At 48.7% G+C, this 25,853-nt stretch carries 24 protein-coding genes and 1 other annotated feature; of the genes, 1 reads left to right on the top strand and 23 read right to left on the bottom strand.

All coding sequences use genetic code 11. The features are described from left to right. Positions 1-105: 105 nt before the first annotated feature. The 3 genes from ABEQ74_RS21420 to ABEQ74_RS21430 all read right to left on the bottom strand — a co-directional run bounded on the left by ABEQ74_RS21420 (position 106) and on the right by ABEQ74_RS21430 (position 4,278). Positions 106-2,841 carry a ComEC/Rec2 family competence protein gene (locus tag ABEQ74_RS21420; protein ID WP_430124147.1) on the bottom strand — a complete coding sequence of 912 codons (2,736 nt, stop codon included), beginning with the start codon at positions 2,839-2,841 and terminating at the stop codon, positions 106-108. A 234-nt stretch (positions 2,842-3,075) separates the two neighbouring features. Further along, positions 3,076-3,594, bottom strand: coding sequence for a deoxycytidylate deaminase (locus ABEQ74_RS21425; RefSeq protein ID WP_430124150.1), 519 nt, complete (start codon positions 3,592-3,594; stop codon positions 3,076-3,078). Positions 3,595-3,642: 48 nt separating this feature from the next. Continuing rightward, positions 3,643-4,278, bottom strand: coding sequence for a helix-hairpin-helix domain-containing protein (locus tag ABEQ74_RS21430; protein ID WP_430124151.1), 636 nt, complete (start codon positions 4,276-4,278; stop codon positions 3,643-3,645). Positions 4,279-4,454: 176 nt separating this feature from the next. Between ABEQ74_RS21430 and comER the strand changes: the two genes are divergently transcribed. Continuing rightward, positions 4,455-5,297 carry a late competence protein ComER gene (gene comER / locus ABEQ74_RS21435; RefSeq protein WP_430124152.1) on the top strand — a complete coding sequence of 281 codons (843 nt, stop codon included), beginning with the start codon at positions 4,455-4,457 and terminating at the stop codon, positions 5,295-5,297. On the opposite strand, the gene leuS is transcribed toward comER, so the two are convergent. From leuS to spoVAC, 20 genes are all read right to left on the bottom strand, one after another. Next, a complete protein-coding gene (gene leuS / locus ABEQ74_RS21440; RefSeq protein WP_430124153.1) occupies positions 5,278-7,719 on the bottom strand; it encodes a leucine--tRNA ligase in 2,442 nt (813 codons plus the stop codon). The two genes, comER and leuS, sit on opposite strands and share 20 nt — an antisense overlap. A 90-nt stretch (positions 7,720-7,809) precedes the next feature. Next, positions 7,810-8,071 (bottom strand) — a binding site (T-box leader). Between the two features lie 39 nt (positions 8,072-8,110). Next, positions 8,111-8,992 (bottom strand): AraC family transcriptional regulator, encoded by an 882-nt coding sequence (locus ABEQ74_RS21445; RefSeq protein ID WP_430124155.1) that lies wholly within the window; start codon positions 8,990-8,992, stop codon positions 8,111-8,113. A gap of 74 nt (positions 8,993-9,066) precedes the next feature. Further along, positions 9,067-10,152 (bottom strand): Gfo/Idh/MocA family protein, encoded by a 1,086-nt coding sequence (locus tag ABEQ74_RS21450; RefSeq protein WP_430124156.1) that lies wholly within the window; start codon positions 10,150-10,152, stop codon positions 9,067-9,069. Positions 10,153-10,175: 23 nt separating this feature from the next. After that, on the bottom strand, positions 10,176-11,345 hold the full coding sequence (locus tag ABEQ74_RS21455; protein WP_430124157.1) for a Gfo/Idh/MocA family protein: 1,170 nt from the start codon (positions 11,343-11,345) through the stop codon (positions 10,176-10,178). Between the two features lie 25 nt (positions 11,346-11,370). After that, positions 11,371-12,237, bottom strand: coding sequence for a sugar phosphate isomerase/epimerase family protein (locus ABEQ74_RS21460; protein WP_430124158.1), 867 nt, complete (start codon positions 12,235-12,237; stop codon positions 11,371-11,373). A 329-nt stretch (positions 12,238-12,566) separates the two neighbouring features. Further along, the gene (locus tag ABEQ74_RS21465; protein WP_430124159.1) at positions 12,567-13,337 is read right to left on the bottom strand and encodes a class I SAM-dependent DNA methyltransferase; all 771 of its coding nucleotides are present in this window, start codon (positions 13,335-13,337) and stop codon (positions 12,567-12,569) included. 44 nt (positions 13,338-13,381) lie between these two features. Next, on the bottom strand, positions 13,382-14,284 hold the full coding sequence (locus tag ABEQ74_RS21470) for a CvfB family protein (RefSeq protein ID WP_430124160.1): 903 nt from the start codon (positions 14,282-14,284) through the stop codon (positions 13,382-13,384). Next, complete coding sequence (gene rsfS, locus ABEQ74_RS21475; RefSeq protein ID WP_430124161.1) at positions 14,281-14,628, bottom strand: ribosome silencing factor; 348 nt, start codon at positions 14,626-14,628, stop codon at positions 14,281-14,283. The genes ABEQ74_RS21470 and rsfS overlap by 4 nt, the downstream gene beginning before the upstream one ends. Next, a complete protein-coding gene (yqeK, locus tag ABEQ74_RS21480) occupies positions 14,625-15,203 on the bottom strand; it encodes a bis(5'-nucleosyl)-tetraphosphatase (symmetrical) YqeK (protein WP_430124162.1) in 579 nt (192 codons plus the stop codon). Before yqeK ends, rsfS begins: the two co-directional genes overlap by 4 nt. After that, positions 15,187-15,777 (bottom strand): nicotinate-nucleotide adenylyltransferase, encoded by a 591-nt coding sequence (locus ABEQ74_RS21485; protein WP_430124163.1) that lies wholly within the window; start codon positions 15,775-15,777, stop codon positions 15,187-15,189. The genes yqeK and ABEQ74_RS21485 overlap by 17 nt, the downstream gene beginning before the upstream one ends. A 76-nt stretch (positions 15,778-15,853) precedes the next feature. Beyond that, on the bottom strand, positions 15,854-16,144 hold the full coding sequence (yhbY, locus tag ABEQ74_RS21490; protein WP_054401384.1) for a ribosome assembly RNA-binding protein YhbY: 291 nt from the start codon (positions 16,142-16,144) through the stop codon (positions 15,854-15,856). A gap of 100 nt (positions 16,145-16,244) precedes the next feature. Then, positions 16,245-17,111 carry a shikimate dehydrogenase gene (gene aroE / locus ABEQ74_RS21495; protein ID WP_430124164.1) on the bottom strand — a complete coding sequence of 289 codons (867 nt, stop codon included), beginning with the start codon at positions 17,109-17,111 and terminating at the stop codon, positions 16,245-16,247. An 82-nt stretch (positions 17,112-17,193) separates the two neighbouring features. Beyond that, the gene (yqeH, locus tag ABEQ74_RS21500; protein ID WP_430124165.1) at positions 17,194-18,321 is read right to left on the bottom strand and encodes a ribosome biogenesis GTPase YqeH; all 1,128 of its coding nucleotides are present in this window, start codon (positions 18,319-18,321) and stop codon (positions 17,194-17,196) included. Continuing rightward, positions 18,318-18,848 carry a YqeG family HAD IIIA-type phosphatase gene (locus ABEQ74_RS21505; protein WP_430124167.1) on the bottom strand — a complete coding sequence of 177 codons (531 nt, stop codon included), beginning with the start codon at positions 18,846-18,848 and terminating at the stop codon, positions 18,318-18,320. The genes yqeH and ABEQ74_RS21505 overlap by 4 nt, the downstream gene beginning before the upstream one ends. A gap of 241 nt (positions 18,849-19,089) precedes the next feature. Beyond that, complete coding sequence (locus ABEQ74_RS21510; protein WP_430124168.1) at positions 19,090-21,327, bottom strand: transglutaminase TgpA family protein; 2,238 nt, start codon at positions 21,325-21,327, stop codon at positions 19,090-19,092. Further along, positions 21,324-22,571 (bottom strand): DUF58 domain-containing protein, encoded by a 1,248-nt coding sequence (locus ABEQ74_RS21515; RefSeq protein ID WP_430124169.1) that lies wholly within the window; start codon positions 22,569-22,571, stop codon positions 21,324-21,326. Before ABEQ74_RS21515 ends, ABEQ74_RS21510 begins: the two co-directional genes overlap by 4 nt. Before the next feature lie 2 nt (positions 22,572-22,573). Then, the gene (locus ABEQ74_RS21520; RefSeq protein ID WP_053489199.1) at positions 22,574-23,530 is read right to left on the bottom strand and encodes an AAA family ATPase; all 957 of its coding nucleotides are present in this window, start codon (positions 23,528-23,530) and stop codon (positions 22,574-22,576) included. Positions 23,531-23,685: 155 nt separating this feature from the next. Next, positions 23,686-24,036 carry a stage V sporulation protein AE gene (gene spoVAE, locus ABEQ74_RS21525; protein ID WP_430124170.1) on the bottom strand — a complete coding sequence of 117 codons (351 nt, stop codon included), beginning with the start codon at positions 24,034-24,036 and terminating at the stop codon, positions 23,686-23,688. A gap of 4 nt (positions 24,037-24,040) precedes the next feature. Further along, positions 24,041-25,054: a stage V sporulation protein AD gene (gene spoVAD, locus ABEQ74_RS21530; RefSeq protein WP_430124171.1), complete on the bottom strand. Its 1,014-nt coding sequence runs from the start codon at positions 25,052-25,054 to the stop codon at positions 24,041-24,043. A gap of 6 nt (positions 25,055-25,060) precedes the next feature. Beyond that, positions 25,061-25,549 (bottom strand): stage V sporulation protein AC, encoded by a 489-nt coding sequence (spoVAC, locus tag ABEQ74_RS21535; protein WP_054401376.1) that lies wholly within the window; start codon positions 25,547-25,549, stop codon positions 25,061-25,063. Between the last annotated feature and the right edge of the window lie 304 nt (positions 25,550-25,853).

The raw sequence follows: 25,853 nt of genomic DNA on the forward strand, positions 1-25,853 counted from the left end.
AGGAAACTTCATCTAACTATACCAAATATAAAGATCATAGTCATCTCTACGTTTCCCTATAGAGATCATACTACGATTATAGGCGGAAATGACAGAAAGGCAGCATTATGGCAGCTTCGTCCTTGTCTCAATATGACCATTCTTGACCCTCATCTGAATCTCACCGTGCAGATTGGTTTGATAGATAAGAGAGGGGGAACGCTCTAAACGGTCGACGACATCCGGATGAGGATGACCGTACATATTGTTGACACCAGCTGAAATAACCGCGGTTTTCGGCTTCCAAGCGTCTAGCCATATAGCCGAGGTGGATGTTTTGCTTCCATGGTGGGCCACTTTCATGACATCAATCCCGCCCTCAGGACCACCGGCAGTGTCTAGTAAGCCGGGGCCGCTAATGGACTGCTCTTCAAGATGCAATAATATTTTCTGTTCGGCAGCTTGGTCCGTATCACCTGTAAACAAAAAACGGCTGCCATTCATTTCAAGAATAAACACTAATGACACATGATTCTGCTCCTTCATGAACGGTAAATCCTCTGCGGACTCTCCCTTATCAGGGAAAACGGGCGATAAGAACTGTATGGTCGTGTCCTTACCAAGCTCCCAAATCCCACGGTCTGCTCCAGCCTGATAAATCGGAATCTTCTGCTTAATGGCACTAAGCATCAGCTGTTTAAAAGAGGCAGATTGAGCCAAGGTGCCATTGAACACGACGGCCTTCACAGGGATCTCATCCAGAACAGCCAAGAGCCCACCTATATGATCCTGGTCACCATGAGTTATAAGCATATAATCAATCTGGTGTACGCCCCGTTTCTTTAGCAAAGGAACTACCACTTTGGCTCCCACCTCAAATGGAGCTTTTCGTTCCTTCCAAACATCCTTTTCTTTACGAAAGTTCACCGTCCCCCCGCCATCGATGAGAATATGCTTGCCCTCCGGTGTGGTCACCAGAATCGAATCTCCTTGTCCCACGTCCAAAAATTGTACGAGCCCCGTTCCGCGATCGGGTTCAGGCGGTTGATAACCGTTAAATAGCAAAATAACCATAGTTCCGGACAGCAGTACGATCGCAGTTCTTGATGCATATCGCTCGACATAATCACTTGCGCGCAGGAAACCTCTCCATCGTAATGCACTGGCCAGTTGGTCCGCGAGCGGCAGCATACCTGATGGATCTGGCATATTTGCTCGAATATCCCTCGATAGACGGTCCTCCAGAGGAACCGTATCATCATCGGAACCACGCTGCTGCTCTTCATGAACCTCTGATCTCTTTTTCAATATAGTGAGTAGGAAATACAAGACGAAGTAATAACATAAGATCCAAGCCAGCGATGGGGATGGCCATAAAGTCATGAAAGCGGATGAACTACTCATAAAGTCTACAATCCGAAAATTTATCTCGTTAATCCATTCTGCTATAGTAGCTATCCAGCCCGCTCCGCGCATCCATACCCAGCTAAGCAGCAGTGACACCATACCGAGTGGAAGTACTACCATACTTATGACCGGAACCAGAAGCAAATTGGCGAATACAGATATCAATGACACTTGATTGAAGTAATAGATTGTGAGTGGAAAAGAAATCAGCTGTGCAACCACGGTTATTCCGACAGACCCTGCAAGCCAGCGGGGCAGAAATGTCAATAGAGACACCAGCTTCGGGACGAATATCATGATCCCCGCAGTGACGATAAACGACAGCTGAAAGCTGACATTTAGGAGAAAATATGGATTCCACAGCAGCATTACCAGCGCAGCCACACTGAGAATATGCATACCGTCCTTTAACATTCGTCGTTTGGCTGCATACAAACCGATGACCCCCATCATACCCGCACGCACAATGGAAGGGCTCGCCCCTGTAAGAAGGACATAGACAGGTATCAGCCATATAACTACAGTCAACGAGGTTTCTCTCGTCATCCGAAGTGAGTTGCAAACGAAGATAAGACATCCGACAACCACAGCGACATGCATACCTGATATCGCAAGAATATGAGTCAATCCCAATCGCGAGAACTCCATAAAAGTATCGGGATCCAGATCGTCCTGATTGCCAATAACCAGCCCTTTCATAAAGCCTGCATGAATGCCGCCATACAATTGTTTTAACTTATCCCCAAGCTTCTCGCGAACAGCATCATTCCACCTTAGAATATGGCTTATCTTCCACTTATCAGGGGATGAGATCTTCGCTTGGTCCGAGCCTTTCACCTTAAGCATCCAATGAATCTTATGAGTGCGCAAGTACTGAAGATAATCAAAGCCGCCAAAGTTACGCGCTTCTCCCGGTTTTTGCAATTCTCCGGTCAACTGTACCCGATCACCACGCTGCCATTGCCTAGCTGATTCCAACTCTACTTGGTCCAGAAGCTTTACTTGAACCATAACGATGTCATCTGTCCTTAACATCGTGTTATAGTCCGAGTCTACTGGGGACTTTGCTCCCACGGGAGGCTTTGACAGGATAAGCTCAGCCTGCTGCAGGGTAACCTTAAAATCCGCCCGGTCACCATCCACCTCGACAGGTGATGATATGATGCCACTAGCAATAACAGGAATACGATCTATCGTTTCCTCTCCGGAGAGCACTGACTCGAAATCACTTACATTTGCTGTGTCATACCACTCCCAGTAAATACCTGACACCACCAAAGAGAACAGCATGCAAAACGTATACATATTCCCTGCACGCGCCCATTGACATACCACAAGCAGCAAAAGAATCAGCCCGGCCGCTGTCAAGTACAGCCTCCATCCATCATACAGACATGCTGTACTACTGCCGATAACCCATAATACGGCAAATGCAAGCAACGGTCTTCGTTTCATGTTTTGAACGTATCCTTTCCAAAAAAATATCATCAAAAGAACGTTTATCGACGTACTCTTTCACCAAGCTAATCCGCATATAGCGGATGTTCCCCACAGAAGATTGGATGACGGAGACCTCCAAACCCGATAATTCTATACAAAAAAGAACCCTTGGCTGCTTAAAGCAGTCAAAGGTTCTTCCTCTGTGATGCCGGATTTAATTTCTTATATGCGATCTAGGCGATCCCTACGTTAATTCTCGACCGTCATCAAGGTTTCGCGTGGCGGCTCATATGCTTTAAGCTGCCTGAACAAGATGCCCTTCTGTTCCATCATACGGGAAACCTTCTCCGAATCCTTCGGATAGGGACGATGGAAGACCACCTCGACAATGCCGCTGTTAGCGAGCATATTCGCGCAGGTCCAGCACGGTTCATCCGTCACGTACACCGTGCTGCCTTCCCTATCAATGCGATCGGTGAATAGCAGCAGATTTTGTTCGGCATGAATCGTACGGATGCAGCGTTGTTTTTTCACCATGCTTTCCTTGCCTTCCTCCACTACCAACTCATAATCTTCCACGATCATACAGCCTGCCTCTGAGCAATCCGGCACGCCCATCGGAGCTCCGTTATATGCCGTCCCAAGCAGCTTCTTCCCCTGCACCAGAACTGACCCTACATGTCGCCGCGAACATTGAGAGCGGGTGGACACCATAAAGGCAATATCCATGAAATAAGTATCCCAATCTTTACGTTGATCTGCACTCATCATCTGTCACCTGTTTCTTATCAATATCTCCTTTATTGTAGCACATAGCTAAAGTCCAACGTAAGGCTTCATCTTCTCCAGAATTTTAGGACCGATGCCTTTTACATTCATTAAATCCGCTTTGCTGCGAAAAGGGCCAAACTGATTCCGGTAATTTATGATAGCCTTCGCTTTTGCTTCTCCAATGCCAGGCAACTCCATCAATGCAGCTACATCCGCCGTGTTGACATTGATTAGTCCATTTTGATCTGCCGGTGGGGTTGTCTGCACAGATGATTCATTAGCGGGCAGGGGCTGCTGGGACTGCATACTACCGTCTACTGCATCTGAAAAAGTGGTGGACGAGGCAGGCGGGTCGATCGATGTAACCGGTGGCGCGGGATCACTGCTGCCCAACCCTGCAGTACCAGGATCTTGACTTGATGCCGGGCCGTTCACAAGCACCTCTGAATCTTTCACGACATTCGTATTGACCACGGCTGCAGTCTGTCCCGAATCCTTCTCTTTCGGATCTGGCCCCGAAACTTTGGCATTTACTTTCTCCTCTATTACAAGCACTTCCGCCAGCTGGTCGTTCAACGCCTGCCAGCCCTCCAGCCCCTTATCGCTACCACCGGCAAATAGTATGAATCCGCATCCTGCAATGGTTGCGGCTAGACTCCAGCCTAGAGGTATCCGTTTCATTATGATCACTCCTTATTATCAAAGTTCACATTGTCCCAAAGCCTATCCCATAATATTGAGTTATCCTGCGTCAAAATTGAGTCGAAAAGCCGTCATGAACCGGCCACTTTCCTGCATACATTAAACGTAAGGACGGTACATTTCTGCCGTAAAGCGCGAAAGGAGGGAACTTACACATGAAGGTCGGTTTTATCGGTACGGGCAGTATGGGTAGTCTGTTGATCGATGCCTTCATACATTCGGGCGCACTCCTGCCTGAGCAAATTCAGATCAGCAACCGAAGCCCTGAGAAAGCACACCAACTGGCAAAACGCCATGCCGGTTTGACAGTATGCAGCTGTAACGAGGAGACAGCTTCTTCGAGTAATGTACTATTCTTATGTATCAAACCGCTTGAGTTTAGATCGGTCATTAATGAAATTAAAGACCAGCTTGAAGAAGGGCAAATTGTAATATCCATCACGAGTCCCGTTCAATTGATTCATTTGGAATCAACTTTGAATTGTAAAGTCGCCAAAATCATCCCGAGCATCACGAACCTTACCGGTGGCGGAGCATCATTATGCATGTATGGTTCCCGAATAAAAGAAGAAGACAGGCAGCTTATAGAAAGCCTCCTGTCTTACATCAGCAGGCCCGTCGAGATACTGGAATCGCACACGCGAATCACTTCCGATTTCTCCAGCTGCGGGCCTGCTTTTTTAAGTTTATTCATGGAAAAATGGATTGATGCTGCCGTTGAGATGACCGGAATCGACCGCCGGACCCTTAATGCGTTAGCCGGTGAAATGCTGCTTGGCACCGGCAAACTGTTAACGGAGGAGGGCTTCTCCCCCGAACAGCTGCAACATCGGGTGGCGGTTCCCGGAGGCATCACAGCCCAGGCTTTGGCACTTCTTGATTCCAACCTGAGCGGATTGTTCTACCAATTGATCAAAACCACACACGACAAGTATGAGGAGGATCTGGCAAAACTGGATGCTGCCTTCGGTTTTACGATTAACCGGCCACGATATTGACCAGTTTTCCCGGTACGGCAATAACTTTGCGAATACTCTTTCCTTCCAGCGCCTGCTTGACATTCGGAAGGGAGAGGCTATGTTGTTGCATGGCTTCTTGATCCATGTCTTTTGCAATCTTGGCACGTTCTACAATTTTGCCATTAACTTGAACAACGATTTCTACTTCTGCCTCTACGGTCCAAGCTTCGTCAAACTCAGGCCATGGCACGTAGGTTACACTCTCTGTATAGCCTAAGCGACTCCACAGCTCTTCAGCCAGATGAGGTGCGAGCGGGGACAGGAGCTGGACGAAGTTCTCCATCGCCTTGCGTGGAAGCTCATCTGTCTTGTATCCCTCGTTGATGAATACCATCAGCTGGCTGATTGCTGTGTTAAAGTGCATATGATCAAAGTCATGGGTCACTTTTTTAATCGTTTTGTGAAGCGTACGTTTGAATTCATCCGTACCCTCCCCGTCCACGATTTTAGGGTTCAATTGACCATTGTCGCCGATGAACAGACGCCATACGCGGGAGAGGAAACGATGCGTTCCTTCAACGCCATTGGTGTTCCATGGCTTCGTTGCTTCCAACGGCCCCATGAACATCTCGTATACGCGCAGTGTGTCAGCGCCATACTCGTTCACGATATCGTCCGGATTAATGACGTTGCCGCGGGATTTACTCATTTTCTCATTATTGTTACCCAGAATCATACCCTGATTGACCAGCTTTTGGAAAGGCTCTTTCGTATCAACGACACCAAGATCATACAGAACCTTGTGCCAGAAGCGAGCATACAGTAAGTGAAGCACCGCATGCTCCACACCACCGATGTACAAGTCAACTGGCAGCCATTCCTTCTGTTTCTCTTTGGAGCACAGCTCATCATTGTTCTGAGGATCAATGTATCTCAAGTAGTACCAGCAGCTGCCAGCCCATTGCGGCATGGTATTGGTTTCTCTGCGGGCTTTCATTCCCGTTTCAGGATCTACCGTTTCCACCCAATCCGTAACATTAGCCAGTGGTGACTCGCCAGTACCTGATGGTCTGATCTGTTCCACATCCGGAAGCAGCAGAGGAAGCTGATCCTCAGGCACAGTCTTCATTGTACCGTCTTCCAAATGCAGAATCGGGATCGGCTCGCCCCAGTAGCGTTGACGGCTGAACAGCCAATCGCGGAGTCGGTAAGTGATCTTCTTCTGGCCCTTTCCCTCTTTCTCCAGCCATTCGTTCATTTTCTGGATAGCCTCTTCATTATCCAATCCGTTCAAGAAGCCGGAGTTCACATGCACACCGCTGCCGGTGTATGCTTCTTCTTCAACATTTCCTCCCTGAACGACTTCAATAATCGGAAGACCGAATTGTTTCGCAAATTCCCAGTCACGACTATCATGCCCTGGAACCGCCATAATGGCCCCGGTTCCGTAACCGGCGAGTACATAATCGGCGATCCAGATCGGCACTTTAGCACCACTTGCCGGATTGATGGCATACGCACCTGTAAATACGCCCGTTTTATCTTTGGCCAGATCCGTACGCTCCAAATCGCTTTTCCGAGCCGCTTGGTCCTGGTAAGCCTTAACCGCATCACGCTGATCTGCCGATGTAATCTTGTCTACGAGGTCATGTTCCGGTGCCAGAACACAGTAGCTAGCGCCAAACAACGTATCGGGACGAGTTGTAAATACCTCCAGATGACCATCATAACCCTCGATTTCAAAACGGACTTCAGCACCTGTGGATTTACCAATCCAGTTGCGCTGCATATCCTTCAGGCTCTCGCTCCAGTCCAGATCCTCCAGATCCTCAAGCAGTCGCTCCGCATATTCGGTTATACGCAGGATCCATTGGCGCATCGGCTTACGAACGACCGGATGTCCTCCGCGTTCGCTCTTGCCGTCAATGACCTCTTCATTCGCGAGCACGGTACCAAGCGCTTCGCACCAGTTCACTGGAACTTCAGCCACATAGGCAAGACCGCGGTTATAGAGCTGAATAAAGATCCATTGGGTCCATTTATAATATTCCGGATCCGTCGTACTGATCTCACGATCCCAATCATAGGAGAAGCCGAGAGATTTGATCTGGCGGCGGAACGTATTAATATTTTGTACGGTAAACTCACGTGGATGTTTGCCCGTGTCCATCGCATACTGCTCTGCAGGCAAACCGAAAGCGTCCCATCCCATAGGGTGCAGCACATTGTAGCCACGCATCCGCTTGTAGCGGGATACGATATCCGTTGCCGTGTAACCTTCCGGATGTCCTACATGCAAGCCTGCACCTGATGGATAGGGAAACATATCCAGTGCATAAAATTTCGGTTTGGATGATGAATCTTCCGTTTTGAAGGTTTTGTTATCATCCCAGTATTTCTGCCACTTTGGTTCGATGGCCTGCGGCTGATAGCCGTGGCCGATTGGTTGATTGTCCGTCATACTTCATTGCTCCTCCTTCGCAGTCGAGAGACAAAGGCCTATGCCTATGCCCAAAAAAACAAAAAAACCTCGTCATCCATAGCGCTGATCGCTAGGGACGAGAGGTTTGATTCCCGTGGTACCACCCTAGTTAGCCAAAGGCATGCCTTGCCTTTCACTCCCTTTGCATCCTTATCGCGGATGAAACGACGATGCTTCATCGGCCGAATCTGCCGGAAATACAAACCTCCGACGGCCGGGTTAACACCATTGCTCCGAGGCGAGCTTCTTCCTATCGTCAACCGGTTTTCACCAGACACCGGCTCTCTGCATGATCGAAAATGGAATGATTGATCCTCATCATCGCGTTTAATTTCGGTTTTAATGTCGCTATTATAACCAAAAAGCACGATCAAGTCAACGGAAGCTCATCCCCGCTCTTTCGATAATATTCGGGTGTCATCCCTACCGTGGCTTTGAACAGCCTGCTAAAATGAGCTAGATGCTTAAACCCTGACGCTTGGCTGATATCCGTTATACTCAATTGAGGATTTAGCCTGAGCATGATCTTTGCCTGGTTAATCCGCCGATGATACAAATATGTAAACACCGTTGTTCCGGTAACTTCCTTAAATAAAGTAGATAAATAATGTTTTGTGATATGCATATCGCGGGCGATTCTTTCTAGCGTCAGGTCGTTCATGTAATTCCCCTCAATGAATGACACCACATGTTGGACATGTCGTTCCTTCTCTGAGATCGAATCTTGATCCTGAACAGCTGCCCGACACCAGTCGGCTATCATATACAGCATCTCCTGGATGCGCAAGGTCATTCGCTCTTGACGAAAGCCGGCTGTGGACACAGATAGACGGTTAATATCTGCTAGTATGCCTTCGAACTCGTCCCGGTCCGTCCCCACCAGATTTATACGATGATTCCGCAGTGTTTCGAAGGGATCCAGCATGATCGATTTGGCTGTATCTGATAATCCCTTGCAGATCCAGGATGGATCAAAATGCAGAATACTTCTGACATATCTGGAGCCAGGCTCTACATTCGGGCAGTGGAGCACGAGTCCATTCATCAGGAGCAGATCTCCCGGCTTCAGAGCAAATATAGAATCGCCGATCAAATAAGTACAGCGTCCTTCATGGAAATAAAAAATCTCATAAAAAGGATGTGAATGAAACTGCCCGCTCAATATTGGCTGCTCGCTGTGATAAGTCAGATCAAAAGGCTTATTAAGCTGCATACGGTCAAATCTTGATATTTTATTGGAAGATGAGGTCATAGAGAATTGCCCCTTTAGCGATTTTGGAGTAATCATCTCCTGCTTGCCCCTCAATCTTAACGGGGTTTTCTCTATTATAAGTGATTTTGATGAATGCGTATGGCTTCATTCTGGGCAATCACACATAATTCTCCGGCCTTGAAGGCATGCTCTTGGGACATGGCATTTTCTGTTCGTTCCAGACAATCCAGAACAAGCTGCCCGAAAAATGGATAGCCTACCTTGCCTTGAAGCTCCATATGAAACTCGCCATCGCGATTAACCAAATACAGATGATCGCCTTGAGGATGCCTTGCGATATCAATATATTTGCGAAGCTCGATGTATCCTTCCGTCCCAAGTATAAAGGTTCTGCCATCACCCCAGGTACCTAATCCTTCCGGTGTAAGCCAGTCAACACGAAAATAATTCGTCGCTCCATTGTCTCCCACAAGCGTCGCATCTCCGAAATCCTCCAGCTCGGGGAAAGCCGGGTTCGCATAATTGCCAACCTTGCTGCTGATCACCCTGGCATCACGGCAGTCCGCAAAATACAAAAACTGTTCAATCTGATGAGAACCAATATCACACAGAATCCCTCCGTACTGATGGCGACGGAAAAACCAATCCGGACGAGAGGCGGCGTTTAAACGATGCGGCCCTGTTCCCATCACTTGCACCACTCGCCCGATAGCCCCGTCCCGAATCAGCGTTCCTGCATGGACTGCACTCTCCACATGCAGGCGTTCACTATAGTAAACCATATACTTCCTGCCTGTCTCTGCAACTTTCGCACGTGCAGCGTTCACCTGCTCCAGCGTAGTGAACGGCGTCTTATCCGTGAAATAATCCTTGCCGTGCGACATAACCTTTAGGCCAAGCTCGCATCTTTCCGAAGGTATGGCTGCTGCAGCAACCAGATGAACTTCAGCATCTTCCAGCACCTGGGCCTCGGAGGAAGCCACGGCCACTCCAGGGTATGCCTTGCAAAAAGCTGCCAGCTTAACGGGGTCTTGGTCATACACCCACTTCAGCTTCGCTCCGGCTTCAATCAAGCCGTTACACATGCCGTAGATATGGCCGTGCTCCAGCGACATGGCTGCAAATATAAACTCTCTGGGCTTACACACCGGCTGGGCCTTGCCCACGGGCGCATAGAGCATTCCATTACTGCGATCCATACCAAGAGCCTCCTGATTATGATTTAATAAGAGCCAAACGTCTTGCTCATATCCACCGGGCCGACCTCCTTAACCGTTTTCCGGATGGACGAATTTGCTATCCGTTCTTGCAGCATCTCGTAATACAGGTCTTCGTCCAGGGGTAGATCAACCCAATTGTCAGTCCAGGTGGACAGATGCATGGCGTTCGATAACATTAATCCATGGATTCCCTCTTCTCCCGGTGCAATCAATGGTGTTCCATGTAAGATAGCATCCGCAAAATTTTGGATAATTCCATTATGCTGTGGGTTATCACTCGAGATCGGCACTTCGCATTTCCAGCATTCCGGTTCACCGAAGCCGCCGGTATACTGGCGATTGAACTCGGACTCATTAACACGGAGACGCCAGAAGGTAAGCTTCCCGTCTTCGATGACGATTTTTCCGCGATCCCCCGTCACTTCATATCGGTTCGTTCCCGGCGCTTCACCCGTTGTCGTAATGAACACGGCTGTGGCCCCGTTCTCGTATTCTGCGTACGCAGTAACGTCATCCTCCACTTCAATGTTCCGATACTTGCCAAAAGAGCAAAATGCCCGCATTCTCTTCGGCATCATGCCGATCGTCCATTGCCACAGGTCCAACTGATGCGGAGACTGGTTGATCAGTACTCCCCCGCCTTCACCTGCCCAGGTGGCACGCCATCCGCCTGAATCGTAATAGCTTTGAGACCGATACCAATTCGTGATTATCCAATTCATCCGCCTGATTTCCCCAAGCTCTCCGTCTGCAATGAGCTCTTTCAGCTTTTTGTACAACGGATTGCAGCGCTGATTGTACATGATCGAGAACACTTTGCCGCTATCTTTTGCCACGCGATTCATTTCCCGCACTTGCTTCGTGTACACGCCTGCCGGTTTCTCGATCAGGACATGAAGCCCGTGACTCAGGCACTTTATCGCCATATCCGGATGAGCATAATGCGGAGTGGCAATAATTATTGCATCGATCTCGCCCGACGAGATCATAGCATCGGCATCACTCCAGAGCTTTACATCTGAAGGCAGCGTGGCCTTCGCCTCCTCCAACTTAACGGGATTCAAATCACATACCGCGCTTAGTCGTGCTCCTGCAATCTGTCCCGCAGCCAGCGATCTGGCATGTGAAAAACCCATCCCTAACCCTATAACCCCTACTCTTACCTGATCCATATCTAATCCCTCCTTCAACAGCTTCTTACAAGCTCTGTTCATGATCTGACCACATATTCATTTGCTCGGCAAAACGCATTAGCATCTCCCTAGATTCAAAAGTACCGCTAAAATCTTCAATACCGTAGTAACCATCGTAACCAACGGACTTCAGGTCCTGTACCACTTGTCTCCAAGGCACGGCTCCTTGCGAAAGCGGAGTCCATTCAGCAGACCATTCAGCTGAGGTACCATCCACAGATGGCGATTTACGGTAGCCCCCATTTTTAACATGAACATGCGCAAGATACGGCCCAAGAAGCTCAAGACCCATTCGGTAGTTTTCATAACCTTCATAAACCATATTGCCCGGATCATACAGCACGCCGATATGCTGTGGATTGAAATGGGATACGAGACGGTGCGCCAACCCGGCACTCGGCGCGATCGTTAGATGATGCGTTTCCACCAATGCCTTAACCCCATAAGCTGCTGCGAGCTCCTCCACTTCGTGTAAATACTGAACCGCCTGGTCATACAGCTCATAATAATTGCGTTTCCGGTTATATCCCGGGATACCTGCGCGAATAAAGGAGGCACCAATCAGCTTGGCTGCTTGCATGACCTTCTCCGTCGCTTCCACATCACCACATGTCAGATAAGGGACGACTGCAAGACTGCGCCTGTCATATTGGTCGGCTGCTTCCCGAAACCGGAGCCAATCCTCCTGGGTGCCACCAGGATCCATCGAGCAGCGATTGTGCCTCCAAAAGGACGGCTTCTCATCAGCGGCATCTGCCGGAACCTCCTTGAAGCGCCATTCAATACTCTCAATACCAGCATCTGCTGCAGCTTTTGCCAATTCCTCCGGTGCTAAATCAGGAGTAGCCACTGTGAATACAGACAGTTTCATCAATGTTCCATCCTCTCTCAACCTATTTTCGCCTCATTCATTTAACTCTCGTTGTACTCGTTTTCAGTTATCCCAAACCTATGGGATGCTAGAATCACTCTGAAAGAAAGCGGTAACAAATCTGTCAATTCTATTTCTCCAACATCGTAGCACAGCCCATTAAGCAAACCCATACCTCTTCGAATGAACCTTAACGACAGTCAAATAAAATGGAAAAAAAGTATCTTTGGATACAACTGCTCCGCAGTGTATACTCCCTGATATCTAAAAAAGGCACTCCTTTTCGCCCAAAACAGACGAAAGAGAGTGCCTTCACATAAAATACTCACTTATTTTATTGCAACATAGAATAGCCGGGCAGCATCCTCGCCCGCCTCAATCCACTCAAAATCAGCGTAACATTTCACATCCCGAAATCCGGCTTTAACCAGTTCAACCTTCATCCAGTCCGGATCATACCCCCGCTGCACATGCGTTTCTTCAAAACGGCGATAGACTGAAGAATCCTCGTTATCTCTTGCAAAAATGGATAGATGATGTTCAATTTCACAACGACGTTCATCGAGATCGCATGTCCATATGTAGGACACTTCACGTTCATCTAGTACAAATGGCTGCTCTTCGTCATACCGACGCAGCGTATTAGGGTGATGCACGTCAAACAAGAATGTACCGCCTTCCTTAAGACCGCTATAAGTCCTTGCGAAAGCGGATCGAATGTCCTTCTCTTCCAGCAGGTAGTTCAAACAATCGCAAAATGAAATGACGGAATCGACCTGCTCGGGCAGCTCCCAGGATCGCATGTCCTGCTGTACCCAGCGAATACTGCCCTCCCGGAACAATCGGTGGCCTTGGGCTGTGCCTTCCAGCTTGCGTCTTGCAACGGAAAGCATATCCGACGATAAATCAATTCCCGTCACTTCAAATCCAGAATTAACAAGCGGAATCGTGATACTGCCTGTACCGCATCCCAGCTCTACGACGCTCTTTGGCATTCCGTGCTGATCCCAAGCCGTTCTTGCAAAGCGGATCCAATCCGGATACGGCATGTCTTCCATGAGTTGATCATATACGTAAGCAAACTTGCGGTAAGACAACATGATGACACCACTTTCCTAGAAGCTTTTACCTACCAAAGCCTCGGTTATTCATTAGAACCGGAATTTTCCTCTTGTTTGACCATGTAGGTCCAGCTTTCCTTCTGCGTAACGAGTCCGTCCTTCATCAGCTTGCCAAGAGCCCGTTTAAAAGCAGATTTACTGATCCCAAAACGCTGCTTGATGATATCAGGCGGTGTTTCATCCGAATACGGCATCGCATGACCCGGACGCTCCTTAAGAAAAGCAAGCAGCCGATCCGCATCATCCGTGCGGCCGATTTCTTTTTGCGGAACCATGGACAGGTTCACTCTGCCGTCTTCACGGATATGACTGACCCGAACCTTCACCTCTTCGCCAAGACGCAGCATGCGTGTACGTTCAGAAGAATGGATCATGCCAATAGCGCCGAAACCGATCACACCGCCATCAATGATGACGAATGTACCCATCTGAAGCGGTTTATACACCAAAGCGGTAAACCACTGGCCTTTCCACGATTCAGGGGCATGGAATGCCAGTGGAGCAAGCTCTTGCTCTCCTGCAAGCTTTGCACGAAGCCTTCCTTGCTTATCATGTTCCATAAGAACAAATACGTGATCACCCACTTGCGGATGCAGCTCACGCATTTCCGGCAATTCCCGGATGGGAAGCAGCAGCTGCCGCCCAAGACCCATCTCCAGAAAACATCCGAGACGCGGATGAACGTCCGCCACCTCAAGCTTTGCGGTTTCACCCAGCGTAAGATAAGGTTTCTTCATCGTTGCGGCCAGGCGGTCTTCCGTGTCAAAGAAGATAAAGACCTCCACCGTATCCCCCGGCTCAACTTTTTCCGTAAGCTCAGAATAGTGAAGAAGCACATCCCGATCTCCACCATCCAGAAAATATCCGTATGGAGACACCTCTCTGGAGACCACGAGCTTCGTCAATGTGCCGGCGATCAGGCTCATACGTTCTCCACCACTTTAGCATCCGACCATAGACGCTCAATGTTGTAGTATTCGCGCTCATCGCGATGGAAAATATGAACGATCACGTCTCCAAGATCCATCAACACCCAACGTGCAGCGTCCATGCCTTCCAGACCGCGCAGGGCTACGCCCGCATCATGAGCCTGTTTTCGGATTTCGGTAGCTATCGCTTGAACCTGGGTATCTGAGTTACCATGACAAATGACAAAATAGTCTGCAATCAATGAAATGCCTCTAAGATCAAGGACAACAACATCCATCGCTTTTTTATCTTCAGCGGCAGCCACGGCTACCTGTAACAATTCATTCGGTTTCAACGTCATGAATTCGCCTCCAATTGCTTAATTAGATCGTTGCGGGCTAGTACCGTCAACGGAAAAATAATTTGTCTGCGTGAAAGCAGAAAGCCAATCGTCGAATCAAAACCGGCTGCAAGGGCCCCTTCAAGGCTATGGTTGGCCAGTTCGCGGATATTATTCACGCCGGGGAAATCCCGTCCCGGTTCCATGTAATCCGCAAGGCATACCACCTTATCGAGCAGCGTCATTCCTACGCGCCCCGATGTATGGTAACGGATGGCGTCAAGCACCTCGACATCCGTTACGCCATACTCGTGCTCCGCGACGAAGGCGCCTACCTCGGCATGCCAAAGCTGCTTGTCGTAGTGCAGCAGCTCTTCGGAGAGCTCGTTCTCCACCATCATTTGATGAAGCTTTTGTATAGGCCAGTATTTCGCCACATCATGCAAAATGGCAGCTAGCTCAGCCTTAACCGGGTCTGCTCCGTACCTGTCAGCCAGAATCACCGCGGTTTCCATTACACCTTGGGTGTGCTCCCAGCGCTTGGCCGGCATCTGGGAGGATACGGCTGCTATGAGTTCATCACGGTTGTATGCCATAAATACCGCTCCTAACAATATAATCATATACACGATCCGGTACCATGTAACGGATGGAAGACCCGGCAGCTGCCCTGTTCCTAATCATGGTAGACGATATTTCGATCATCGGCATTTCCGCCGTAACCACTGCGGTTTGCAGAAAGTCTGGCAGCGCCTCCACCGAAAGCTTAGTACCCGCACGGTTGACCCCAATAAAGGTGATCATTCCCGCCAGCTCTTCAATACGGTCCCACTTGGGAAGATATGCTACCATATCCGCTCCGATGATGAATGAAAAATCATGCTCAGGATACATATTCCGAAGATCCCTCACCGTGTCCACCGTATAGGATACCCCTCCGCGCTTCACTTCCCAGTCGAGCGAACGAAAAGACGGATGGCCGGTGATCGCTTCAGCCGTCATTTCCAGCCTCATCAAACCGGTCACGCCAGCATCCTCTTTATGCGGAGGGATATGGCTTGGCATAAACCATACCTCGTCCAAACGATAAGCATCCCGCGCTGATTCCGCAGCAAGCATATGTCCAATATGAATGGGATCGAAAGTTCCGCCCATGATCCCTACCTTCATGCGGGTCACCTCCCCCTAAAGTAAGAGAGTTTGAGTTCCTTGCAAATCCACTGCATCCAAAGAGCGCGTGCTCTAGTTATGGCAGTTCGATTGTTTTGTGATCTTTCGATTCTTTATAAAGTACGATCGTCTTTCCAATCACTTGCACAAGTTCGGCATCTGCCCCTTCGGCAAGCTCCTGAGCGATTTCACGAGGATCTTCGAGGCAATTGTTGAGCACGGACACTTTCAGTAGCTCCCGCTTCTCGATCGCCTCGGAAATATGCCGGATCAGATGTTCATTGCTGCCTCCCTTGCCTACCTGAAACAGCGGATCCAGATGATGCGCAAGCGAACGTAAATGTCGTTTTTGCTTTCCTGTTAACATGCTTGGTCATTACTCCTTAAATATTCAATTATTATAGTGTGCTTCGTGTTGAAAGCTATATTGTAGCTTTTGCCTAAGCATTAATCAATAAACAAAGATATTACGACTCTGGCTGGAAGCTTCTTAACACCGCTTCCTTCATGGCTTGTACTGGTGCAGCTTGTCCTGTCCAATACTCGAATGCATACGCGCCCTGATTAACGAACATTCCCAGTCCGCCATGCACCGTGCATTGCCGAAGCTCGGCTTGCCGCAGCAGCTCGGTCTTCAGTGGATTATAGATCAGGTCGCTGACAACAATCCCCTCAGGGATAAACTTCGGCGATACTGGTAGTTCGGAAATGTGAGGAAACATACCCACTGAAGTTGTATTAATGATGATATCCGCTTCGAGCAACGCTTTGTCGGCTTCATCCTCTCCGTATCCCCTCAGATCACCAAGCGAGCACCATTCTGCGGCCAGCGCCACAGCCTTGGCCGATGTCCGGTTCACAATGGATATCGATCCAGGAGCTTCCCCCGTAAGGGCGTGTATGATTCCCCTGGCTGCGCCGCCCGCACCGAGTACGACAATATGTTTTCCCTTAAGATCGGAACAAGCTTCCTCCTTTAAGGAACGGACATACCCGATACCATCTGTATTGTATCCTGTCAATTTACCGTTATCATTGACGATCGTGTTCACAGCACCGATGCGCTGCGCTCCTTCATCAATGACATCCAGATACTTCATAACTTCCACCTTGTGCGGGATCGTGATGTTCACACCCCGGAATCCCAGCACTTTGATTGCCTGAATGGCATCACTTAATCCTTCCGGACGAATATGCAGCGGCACATAGGCACCGGATAATCCCATCGCAGTTAATGCTGCCTGGTGCATGGCCGGTGATTTCGAGTGTCCGATCGGATCCCCCATCACACCCAGGAGCAGATAATCATGCTCGATTAATGGATTCACTTTCATTCTCTCCTGCCTCTCCCATGAATAGACGGGTGTTTACCCAAGGTTTAGTCCCTTTTAGTGTTATCCAGCATTCTTATTTTGCTTATATCAAGGAAGGACGCGCCAGCACCTTGATTCCTTTGGGCACATGGACTGCTACGAGAGCTCCCAGCTCACCGTTGATCTTGATCCAGCCAAGTCCTGAAATAAACACATCCTGTCGTGTACCCTTTGAAATTCGGATTTCATGTCTTGTCCATTCCGGCAATTCATCAAGCTGTTCCTTGGTCGGAGGGGATAACAGTTCCCCTGCATGCTCGGCAAACAGCGAATCCGCACGTTCCAGCTTGGTGCGATGGATGCCTAGTCTACCGCTGATAAAACAAGTAAAGGATTGATGCTCTCCTTGCACAAAATCAAACCGGCCAAACCCTCCAAAGAACAGTGTCTGTCCTTCATTCAACTGGTATACCATCGGCTTCAGCGGGTTCTCAGGCATAATCGCCCCCAAATCCTGGCGGCTGACAAGCTCGCTGTAACGCCATGGATAAACAATACCCGGCGTATCGATGATATGCCGTCCATCATCCAGCGGAATATGGACCATATCCAGCGTTGTTCCCGGATAACGGGAAACCGTCAGCTCCTGATCCAGATCACTGTAATCGCGGATCAAGCGATTGATCAAGCTGGATTTACCCACGTTCGTGGCACCGACAACGTAGACGTCACGATCGCCTCTATGGTGTGCAACTGTCTCAAGAAGTCGCTCGAAGCCTTGGTTTTTCTTTGCACTGCATAGCACAATATCTTCCGTTTTCAGGCCATGCTCCTTACATTGTTTCTGCACCCAATTCAGAACCTTGTTCCAATTGGTTACCTTCGGCAGAAGATCGGTCTTATTCACGGCCAGAATGACCGGATTGTTGCCGACAAACCGCTGCAAGCCGGATATGAGACTTCCTTCAAAATCGAATAGATCCACAATGTGAATGACCAGCGCGTTCTTGCCGCCGATCTGCCCAAGCAGCCGTAAAAATTCATCCTGGTCTACAGCAACCGAAGATGCTTCATTATAATTCTTGATCCGGAAGCAGCGCTGGCAAATGACCGGATCGCGATCCCAAGCCTTCTCCGGTAAATATCCCGGCTTGTCCTGCGCCGCACTTTGAAGCGGTATGCCGCAGCCGCTGCACTTCTTGATGTCTTCACCGCCAGTAGGCAACGTCATAATTTAGGTTCCTCCTCCATCCACAATCCTTTTTTACGCAAACGGGTTAAGGCGATTCGTTCCACCCGGCGATTCACCATACGTGTAAACCATCCCTCGTCTTGAATGGCAATAGGCATAACCAGAACCGTGTACAATCCGAGACGATTTCCGCCATATACATCGGTCAGCATCTGATCACCAACCACAACCGTCTTCTCTGGAGCAAGCTCCATCATGCTCATCGCTTTGCGAAAAGGAGTATTGCTTGGTTTACGAGCTTCATGCACAAACTGGATATCCAGCGGTGTCGCAAATTTTGATACACGTTCGAGCTGATTATTCGAGACGATGATGAGCTGAAAGCCGATCTCCTTGACTTTTTTGAACCAATCGACCAGTTCTGGCGTTGCCAGTGGTGCCTTGGCTCCTACAAGAGTATTGTCCAAATCCGTAATGATTCCCCGATACCCCTGTTTATATAGTTCCTCAAGGTTAATATCAAAAACCGTGTTAACACGGAGCTTTGGAATTAACATTTCAAACAAGTTCGTCACCTCAATTTCATACGAAAAACTATACCATATTCCGGTTCCTTAGTAAAAATAATCACGAACCCTTTCCTTGGACCCGAGCGAGTCGTATTCTTTGTCAGTAAAAGACCACCCGGCTGCTGCAAAAGCAGGTTGGGCGGTCTGTCATGACTAAATATCAGGAAGTAATCCATCTAAAAGCCTTATCCCTATTATTATAACAAGAACATTCCTTCCCATGCGCCATCGTAACTATTTAAGATGAGAGATATTCTTGGGGCACGATGCGCACGCCTTTCAGCGTCTTCTTCAATTGCTCTGCATCGTGCTGGACCGAACGCCACTGCTCCTCCTTTACTTGGGCAGGACTATATCTGGCAGTTTCGAATTGCAGGAGCAGCGCTCTAAGCAGGGGCTCCAGTTCAGGGTGTGAAGTCGCCCAACGACGAACCGACTCTCGCAAAGTTTCATGTTCCTGCCTTACCATACCTCTGCGGTGCGCGGCACGTATCCAACGTTCCGTTTCGGCAATCACCTTATCTGCTGCTGTCAACGGCTTGCCCGCGCGGATCCTTGCAGAGACAAAACGTAAACGGATGCGCATTCTCCATAAGATATACACAATCCACAGCACAATAACCCCGAGAGCAGCCATAACCACGGGTGTAACCCAGCCTGGTTGTTGATCATCGGCAGAGGAAGCCGGAGTGGTTACATCTTCTTCCTTCTCTTCTTCAACCTCTTCATTCATTACAGGATCAGCATCTGAGTCCGCTGTCAGGATTGGCATGCTAAAGCCGGGTGTAGCTTCAATAGGAACCCAACCATATTCGCCAAAGTATACTTCAACCCATGAATGAGCATCGGCATTCGTAACGGTATAGCTCCCAGGCTCTATTATCGTCTGGCCGTCCGCCATGGGGTAATCCGGAATCGCCGCCCTTCCCGGGGCGTAGCCTTTGACCCAGCGTGCGGGGATATCCAGAGACCGCGACATCATCACCATAGCAGTAGAAAAATAATCGCAATACCCTTCCTGAATCTCAAACAGGAAACCATCCACAAAGTCATCACTCTTCTTGCGCGTAAGATCAGGCGTGTTGGTGTAGGAATAATTGGTTGTTAAGTAGTTCTGCAAGAGCATAACCTTCTCATACGGCGTATTTCCTTCTGCCGTAATTTCCTCTGCCAGGTTTTTAACGCGGTTTGGAAAATTCCTTGGTACCTGAAGATAAGCTTTATCAATGGACCCTGAATATAGTTCATTGAAGGTTTTGTTGCTCAGCTCCTCTATCGGGATTACCGGCACCTCCGATGTTACGGTGTAGCTTTGCGGATAATCTGAATTACGTATTTCATCCAAATGCAATTCGGCGCGATCCGCCACCCAGCGAAGCCGATCCGAGTCAATACGATCATCCATGCTGTCCAGCTGGCGAACCGTATAGGCTCCGAACAATACCGGATATACCGTATCATTCAGCATGATGACTGACTGCTCCAAGGTTTTGGTGGGCACGGATACACTCATTTCTTCAGTCAATTCCTTGCCAATGTCTACCCCAGACCCGGAACGCTGATTATCAGCGCTATCCGTCCATCCAGTACCCGAATACACGGTTCTCGTCTCACCACGCCAGTAACTGCGTTCGTCTGTGGTAATCGACATTACAGGAGAATAGTCAAAATTAAAGCCGCCGCCAAGATTGTTGTCTTCTCTTCCATATCCGGACGTGCTTTCCATTAACGACTCATAAAGAGTGCCTGACCCGGTTATGCCACTGCTAGATAGTGGTACACCATTCCATTCTCTCCAGGCTGTATATGGATCAACTAATGTCGGTTTAACGTACGGCATGTTCACTCCTGCCACGATAATTAAAGAAATAATGACCAGAATATTAGCTACAATCTTAAAGGGAGATTTGGATAGCCTAACCCAGCCTTGGGGAAAACGTCTCCGAAACCGGTTAAAATGATTGGTTACGAGCCAGCATAATCCCACGCCGGCAACCCATGCAACCTCATCCCATAGCACGATTCTTGTAAATGAATCCAGCACGGCTAAACCGATAACGTTAAGCGCAGTTACAAAGAGTACACGGCTTTTCGTTTTGGTCCAGCGCGCAACAAACAGAATAACAGCCCAAGCGATAACGGCAAACCACAGATACGGGAACAGAAGCATAATCTCCTTAGTAAGGAAACCACCCGTTACAAAAGATGGGACCGCATTGCCATGACTGGACAGCAAGCTGTACACAGAGTACAAGATCAGAATGAACTGGACAAGCATTCGGTATCCTTGCCTTATTGGCAGCAGTGCCTCGGTCACTGCCGTGATGGTCAATGCTGCAATAACGATAGCCGTTGTTTCAGGCAGCCAGATCGTTTTGGCAAAGGATACCCACTGCATTCCGATAATCCATATCCATAACATCGTTAGCGCGGCAAAGAAGACAGTGGATAACTTGTCCTGCCATAACTTCATCATGTCCCACCTCCCAACACCGCAGGCAGCTCTTCAAGGGAAGAAACGGAATAGCTTGAGATCCCACGGGATTGAAGAAGCGCTATGGATTCATCCCGCTGATTCTGTTTACGGGGATTGGTGATTTGAAGGAAGCAGGGGTTCATTCCCCTGGTCTCTACCCAGCGCATGATCTCTGAAGCAGCCTTGCCGCTCATTGGGCTGATTAACAAGAATAAAGCTCCCTTAGGAAAATGGCGGTACGATGTCTCCAAAGAAGCAATCAGTTTGCTCTTACGGTTGTAATCAATATCAATCAGGTGCTGAATCATCCGCATCCGTTCTCCGGCGTGATCAGCAGGAGGAAACATTCTTGTTTCCTTGGCGGTCGTGAACAAGCCCGTACCCGCATGCTCTTTGGCACCGTATTCGATCAACGAAGCGGCAGCTGATACGGCAAGTTCAAACTGCTGGGCATGATCATACCCTTCCGCAGTGCAATCCAGAACGATTAAGGTTCTGGGAAAGGATTCATGCTCAAACTCCTTCGATTTCCACGTGCCGGTTTTTGCCGTTGCGTTCCAATGGATCCGGGAAATCCGATCGCCATAAACATAATCGCGGACCCCGTTTATCTGCGTTGTTTCCCGTCTTGAAGCAGAAATCGTAGTATGAGTGCCTCCCAATCTGGAATTTCGAATATTTCGCTGCCATTTTGGGATATATACCGTTCGCGGCAGTACGTGGAAATTAGTCTGCACTTCTATGCGTCCCTTGTGCTCCATAAGTCCGAAGATATCCTCGCTTATGCATTCCGTCTTGGAGAATACATACCGCCCCCGCTCTAACGGAGGAGTCTGAAAGACAAGCTTGCCAGCCCCGCGGAGATTAGGTATTACGCTTTCTTCAAATGACCAAGAGTCACCGTTATGCCTTTGCAATACTTCACGGACGATTAAATAGGGTGTAGGCAGAAATCCCGGAATATGAACCTCCAGCTTCACACTAACCTGCTCACCAGCATGAAGTTGTTCCACTCCGCGTTCCGCTCCCCCCCGTACGCTTCTCTGAGCTATGACACGATTCACTCCGCCAAAACCGGCTCCGATCAAATAGATGGAGAGAAGGCTGATCATGGAGAAGAGCATAATCGAGGTTTTGCCCCCCTGGAATAATACATACAATAGTGATAGGCACCATACCGCCAGCACCGCTGCCAGTCTAGACGGCTGCATGCCATTCATGATTAACGAAACAGCACGGCGCATGCCTATCTCCCCATATGTACAGGCACTTTGACCTGACGCAATATGAACTCTAGCACAGACGAAGGGCTAGCATTATCGAGTCTGGCTTCCGGACGCAGCATGATCCGGTGTGATAGCACATAAGGAGCAAGGATCTTTACATCGTCGGGCAGTACATAATCCCGCTCTTGCAGAAAAGCATAAGCTTTTACAGCATTCATAAAGGATAAGGTCGCCCGTGGACTAGCACCAAGCATAACAGCAGAATGCTCACGCGTTGTCCGGATAATATTCAGTAAGTAATCGGCTACGGGCTCACCGATGAATACTTCACGAATTTCAAGCTGAATAGCCGATATCCTGTCCATATGTGTCACTGGTTGAAGCTTGTCCACCAGTTGTCCGTTGCTTGAGCGGTACATCAATTGCTTCTCTGTAGCAGCATCAGGGTAACCCAAGCTTAGTTTCAGCATAAACCGGTCCAGCTGGGCCTCAGGGAGCATATAGGTACCTTCAAAATCAATCGGATTCTGGGTTGCACACAGCATGAAAGGATGCGGAAGCTCATGGGTGGTCCCATCCACAGTCACGCTTCTCTCTTCCATGACTTCTAGCAGAGCTGATTGCGTTTTGGTTGTTGCTCTATTTATTTCATCCGCCAGCAATATGTTGGTCATAACTGGACCTGGACGGAAATAGAACATTTCATCCCTGGGATGGAATACGGAAACCCCCGTAATATCACTTGGGAGAATATCAGGGTTACATTGAATACGGCGATAGTCACCCTGCATGGATTTAGCCAATGCCTTGATCAGCTGGGTTTTTCCTGTGCCGGGTACATCCTCAATCAGTACATGTCCGCCAGCGAGGAGCGCTGTAAGGAGCAATTGGATTTCAAATTCTTTTCCTAGCAGGCACGATTCCAGATTTTTGCGTACCGAAGTAATAATTTTCATTGATTCTTGACTTACGGGCATGTATGACTAACCTCCTGATAGGGGAATAAATACTTAATTTAGTACTATTGTACATGATCGACCTCCGGGAGTACATTCGAAGAGAGAATTTGATTGTTATACATAAAAAAGATCCCGGCATATGCCAGGACCTTCTTTTTCCTAATTTATAGAAGTTATCCCTTCGGTCGAACAAATAAAGCTGCCAGAAAAGAAAAAATGATGGCCGAGGATATTCCGGCACTGGTGACCTCAAATATCCCCGTTACGACCCCGATCCAGCCGTCCCTCCCCAGCTCCGTCAAGGCACCGTGAACAAGCGAATTACCGAAGCTCGTGATCGGTACAGACGCTCCGGCTCCGGCGAATTTGACTAGCGGCTCGTACAATCCTAGGCCATCGGCTACGGCTCCGGTAACCACTAAGGTGCTCATGGTATGCGCAGGTGTCAGTTTAACAACGTCCATTAGGATTTGCCCAATCACGCATATCAAACCGCCAATAATAAACGCCCATAGAAACTGCATCGTATTATCCTCCCATTTCTAAAGCTACAGCGTGTGCAATACAAGGAATGCTCTCACCCTGTTGATATGATATCGGCGACAATAAAGCTCCGGTAGCTACGATAAGAACCTTTTTTAATTCGCCCTTCCGCATCCGATTCAAAATATGACCGTAAGTAACCACTGCGGAGCAGCCGCAGCCGCTTCCTCCTGCATTGACATATTTCTGTTTTTCCAGGTCATAAATCATCAAACCGCAATCCGCGAATACCGTACCGTCCATGATGACATCATTCTGTTTCAGAAGATCTTTGGCTATGGGAAGTCCGACCGACGCCAGGTCACCGGTTACGATCAAGTCATAGTCTTTTGCCTGCCGTCCCGTGTCTTTGAAGTGCTTCGTGATCGTATCGGCCGCTGCTGGTGCCATCGCTGCTCCCATATTGAATGGGTCTTTGATCCCCAGATCAACGACCTTGCCGATGGTGGCATAAGTGACAGCAGGGCCATCACCCTTGTCTGAAACGACGGAACAGCCAGCCCCCGTTATCGTATACTGCGCGTAAGGCGGCTTCTGAGATCCGTACTCTGTCGGATAACGAAACTGCTTCTCCACCGTACAGTTATGGCTTGCGGTACCTGCCATGACATACTTGGCTCCACCTGCTTCAACGAGCATGGAAGCAACCGCCAGACTTTCCATAGACGTGGAGCAAGCACCGAATACACCGATGTAAGGGACCCCCATCTGTCTGGCGGCAAATGAACTGCTTATAATCTGATTCATTAAGTCTCCGCCCACAAAAAACTGGAGCTGGTCTTCCTTAATGCCCGCCTTTTCGACCGCTTTCTTTGAGGCATCCTCCAGCAGTTTCCGTTCTGCCTTCTCCCATGTTTTCTCATTAATTTCTATATTGTCGTACACATAATCAAAATCATTGGCCAGTGGCCCTTCGCCTTCCTCTGGTCCTACAATCGTTCCTGTGCCAATAATGACGGGTTTGTTCTCGAACTGCCAGGTTTGGCCGATCACCTTCATCTCATGTTATCTCCCCTCGATGCCAAAGATAGCGTAAATGATACCTATGATAAAAGCAGCTACGGTACCAAATACAATGACAGAGCCCGCCAGTTTAAACATACTGGCCCCCACACCAAGGACCAAACCCTCTGCGCGATGCTCTAACGCCGCGGAACACATGGAATTCGCAAATCCCGTGACCGGCACGGCACTGCCCGCTCCAGCCCATTGCGCGATTTTATCATACACGCCAAAACTGGTCAGAATAACGGAGAGTATAATCAGCACGGCGACCGTCGGATTGCTCGCTTCGGTGGTGCTCATATGGAATACAGACATGAAAAACTTCTGTATGCATTGACCGATCAAACAAATAAGTCCTCCCACCAAAAAAGCGCGAAAACAATTTTTGAATATGGCGCGGGGAGGTTCGTGTTTCTTGGCAATCGCCTGATATTCCGCCGAACTCATGGTGGTGATATCGGATTTAGGCTTTTGATTTGAGCCAGACATTTTAATGCACCTCCGCTTTGAATAAGTATGTGACCTTTCTGAACGCTAAAAGACCTGCTGAGGATATCACTGATATCATTATGCTTAGTACGAACTGACTTTATGATTGGAAAATCATCCTTCTCACGTGGAATCCAAAGCTTGTCCAGAAGGTTTATGCTTAACGCGAAAATCAGCCTTCAGGAGTATCCTGAAAGCTGAATTAAGATTCGCTGTCATAATTGCTTGGGCGGTTAGACTAAGAAAATATACTTCAGCAAAATGACGAGTAAGATAAACAAGACGATGATGAGCAGAAGTATTC

The sequence above is a fragment of the Paenibacillus solani genome, from assembly GCF_050475945.1.
GTDB classification, from domain to species: domain Bacteria; phylum Bacillota; class Bacilli; order Paenibacillales; family Paenibacillaceae; genus Paenibacillus_AQ; species Paenibacillus_AQ solani_A.

Bases quoted from the DNA above. Each gene is read 5' to 3' on its own strand.
- ABEQ74_RS21420 (WP_430124147.1), bottom strand. From the start codon at position 2,841: ATGAAACGAAGACCGTTGCTTGCATTTGCCGTATTATGGGTTATCGGC.
- ABEQ74_RS21425 (WP_430124150.1), bottom strand. From the start codon at position 3,594: ATGAGTGCAGATCAACGTAAAGATTGGGATACTTATTTCATGGATATT.
- ABEQ74_RS21430 (WP_430124151.1), bottom strand. From the start codon at position 4,278: ATGAAACGGATACCTCTAGGCTGGAGTCTAGCCGCAACCATTGCAGGA.
- comER (WP_430124152.1), top strand. From the start codon at position 4,455: ATGAAGGTCGGTTTTATCGGTACGGGCAGTATGGGTAGTCTGTTGATC.
- leuS (WP_430124153.1), bottom strand. From the start codon at position 7,719: ATGACGGACAATCAACCAATCGGCCACGGCTATCAGCCGCAGGCCATC.
- ABEQ74_RS21445 (WP_430124155.1), bottom strand. From the start codon at position 8,992: ATGACCTCATCTTCCAATAAAATATCAAGATTTGACCGTATGCAGCTT.
- ABEQ74_RS21450 (WP_430124156.1), bottom strand. From the start codon at position 10,152: ATGGATCGCAGTAATGGAATGCTCTATGCGCCCGTGGGCAAGGCCCAG.
- ABEQ74_RS21455 (WP_430124157.1), bottom strand. From the start codon at position 11,345: ATGGATCAGGTAAGAGTAGGGGTTATAGGGTTAGGGATGGGTTTTTCA.
- ABEQ74_RS21460 (WP_430124158.1), bottom strand. From the start codon at position 12,237: ATGAAACTGTCTGTATTCACAGTGGCTACTCCTGATTTAGCACCGGAG.
- ABEQ74_RS21465 (WP_430124159.1), bottom strand. From the start codon at position 13,337: ATGTTGTCTTACCGCAAGTTTGCTTACGTATATGATCAACTCATGGAA.
- ABEQ74_RS21470 (WP_430124160.1), bottom strand. From the start codon at position 14,284: ATGAGCCTGATCGCCGGCACATTGACGAAGCTCGTGGTCTCCAGAGAG.
- rsfS (WP_430124161.1), bottom strand. From the start codon at position 14,628: ATGACGTTGAAACCGAATGAATTGTTACAGGTAGCCGTGGCTGCCGCT.
- yqeK (WP_430124162.1), bottom strand. From the start codon at position 15,203: ATGGCATACAACCGTGATGAACTCATAGCAGCCGTATCCTCCCAGATG.
- ABEQ74_RS21485 (WP_430124163.1), bottom strand. From the start codon at position 15,777: ATGAAGGTAGGGATCATGGGCGGAACTTTCGATCCCATTCATATTGGA.
- yhbY (WP_054401384.1), bottom strand. From the start codon at position 16,144: ATGTTAACAGGAAAGCAAAAACGACATTTACGTTCGCTTGCGCATCAT.
- aroE (WP_430124164.1), bottom strand. From the start codon at position 17,111: ATGAAAGTGAATCCATTAATCGAGCATGATTATCTGCTCCTGGGTGTG.
- yqeH (WP_430124165.1), bottom strand. From the start codon at position 18,321: ATGACGTTGCCTACTGGCGGTGAAGACATCAAGAAGTGCAGCGGCTGC.
- ABEQ74_RS21510 (WP_430124168.1), bottom strand. From the start codon at position 21,327: ATGATGAAGTTATGGCAGGACAAGTTATCCACTGTCTTCTTTGCCGCG.
- ABEQ74_RS21515 (WP_430124169.1), bottom strand. From the start codon at position 22,571: ATGCGCCGTGCTGTTTCGTTAATCATGAATGGCATGCAGCCGTCTAGA.
- ABEQ74_RS21520 (WP_053489199.1), bottom strand. From the start codon at position 23,530: ATGCCCGTAAGTCAAGAATCAATGAAAATTATTACTTCGGTACGCAAA.
- spoVAE (WP_430124170.1), bottom strand. From the start codon at position 24,036: ATGCAGTTTCTATGGGCGTTTATTATTGGCGGTTTGATATGCGTGATT.
- spoVAD (WP_430124171.1), bottom strand. From the start codon at position 25,054: ATGAAGGTGATCGGCCAAACCTGGCAGTTCGAGAACAAACCCGTCATT.
- spoVAC (WP_054401376.1), bottom strand. From the start codon at position 25,549: ATGTCTGGCTCAAATCAAAAGCCTAAATCCGATATCACCACCATGAGT.